The organism is Streptomyces sp. NPDC018031, from assembly GCF_044327625.1.
GTDB lineage: Bacteria > Actinomycetota > Actinomycetes > Streptomycetales > Streptomycetaceae > Streptomyces.
Genome location: NZ_JBIRFT010000069.1, coordinates 1 through 1,906, shown reverse-complemented (window position 1 = coordinate 1,906; position 1,906 = coordinate 1). Strand labels below are relative to the sequence as shown.

Genomic DNA, 1,906 nt, shown 5'->3' with positions numbered 1-1,906 from the left:
GCCGGGCGGGACCGGGACGAGGGTGCGGGCGTCGGCGACGGCGACCGGGCCGAAGGCGCCCTCGAACAGGCCCATGACACGGTCGCCGGGCGCCATCGACGTCACATCGGCAGCCACTTCCAGCACCACCCCCGCGCCCTCGCCGCCCAGGCCGCGCCGGTCCGGTACGACGCCGAGGGTCACCATCACATCGCGGAAGTTGATCCCCGCGGCGCGCACCGCGATCCGCACCTGACCGGCTGACAGCGGCTCCAGGACGTGCGGGGTCTCCTCCGGCACCAGGCCGTCCACGGTGCCCCCGCCGTCCTGGGCGACCACCAGCTGCCAGGCGGGGGCGCCGACCGGCAGCGCGATCCCGGCCGTCGGGTCCACCGCGGTCAGCCTGGGCACGAGCGCCTGCCCCCCGCGCACCGCGACCTGCCACTCGTCCGCGTCGAGCGCCGCGCCCAGCACCTCCACCACCTCGGGCCCGGCGCCGGCCTCGGGATCGAGGTCGAGCAGGGTGAACCGGCCGGGGTGCTCCGCCTGGGCGCTGCGGACCAGGCCCCAGACGGCCGCCGCGACGGGATCGGCGCCGGACCCCTCGTCCACGGCGGCGGCGTCCCGGGTGACCACCACCAGCCGGGCCTCGGCGAGCCGCGGTTCGGCGAGCCACTGCCGGAGCGCGTCCAGCACCCCTGCCACCGCGTGGGACTCGCCGCCGTCGGCCGCCGGCACACCGGTCAGCACCACCGGCGGCACGGGCGCGCCGTCGTCCAGGGCCGCGACCAGGGCGGTGACGTCCGGGTACCGGGGCAGCGGCGGCGGCCAGGCCGCCCCTGCGTCCCCGAGCACCGCCCACTCCTCCGCCGCCGTGGGGGCCGCTGCCGCCGGTACCGGCAGTGCGGTCCACCGCGTGCGGTAGAGGCCGTCGCCCGGCCGGCCGCGCAGACGCGCGGGGTCGACCGGCCGGGTGGTGAGCGCCTCGGCGGTGAGCACCGGCGCGCCGGTGGTGTCGCTGAGCGCGAGGCGGTAGGCGTGGTCGCCCTGGGCGGTGAGGCGGACCCGGGCGTGGGTGGCACCGGTGGCGTGCAGGGTGATGCCGTGCCAGCTGAAGGGGAGCCGGAACTCGCCGTCCGCGGCGTCCGCGGTGGCGATGAGCGGATGGAGCGCGGCGTCGAGGAGGGCGGGGTGGACGGCGAGGGCGTCGGCGGTGGTGACCGGCAGGGCGATGTCCGCGAGGAGGTCGTCGCCGTGCCGCCAGACGGCCCGCAGTCCCCGGTAGGCGGGCCCGTAGTGGTAGCCGTGCGCGGCGGCCCTGTCGTAGAAGCCGGTGAGGTCGACGGGTTCGGCCCCGGGAGGTGGCCAGGCCGCCTCCGCCTCCGCCGCCGGACGCTCTTCCGCCGGCTGGTCGGTGAGGGTGGCCGTGGCGTGGTGGACCCACTCCGCCGTGCCGGACCGGGGGCGGGTGTAGAGGTGCAGCGTGCGCCGGCCCGTCTGGTCCGCGGGACCGGCGATGGCCTGGAGTGCGCGGGGGCCGTCGGTGTCCAGGACGACGGGGCGGTGGAGCACGAGTTCGCCGATGTGCGGGGTGCCGGTCCGGTCGGCGGCGGTGAGGGCGAGGTCGAGGAGGGCGGTGCCGGGCAGCAGGGTGGTCCCGGCGATGGTGTGTTCGGTGGGCCAGCCCTCGTGGTCGGCGGACGGGACGTGCCCGGTGAGGAGGTGGCCGCCGTCCGCGAGGGGCGCGGTGGCGGTGAGCAGCGGGTGGGTGAGCGGTGCGGAGCCCGGGGCCGCCGGCCCGGTGTGGCCGCCGGTGAGCCAGTAGGACCGGTGCTGGAAGGGGTAGGTGGGGAGGTCGGTGGTGGGGGGTGGGGTGGGGTGGGTGTACCAGGGGCGCCAGTCGAGGGGGGTGGGGGTGTGGGTGTGG

1 protein-coding gene is annotated in these 1,906 nt (G+C 78.0%); it reads right to left on the bottom strand.

The genetic code is table 11. The features are described from left to right. Positions 1–1,906 (bottom strand): polyketide synthase dehydratase domain-containing protein (locus ACH4B3_RS34260; protein WP_398469707.1); only part of this gene is annotated, 1,906 nt, incomplete at both ends.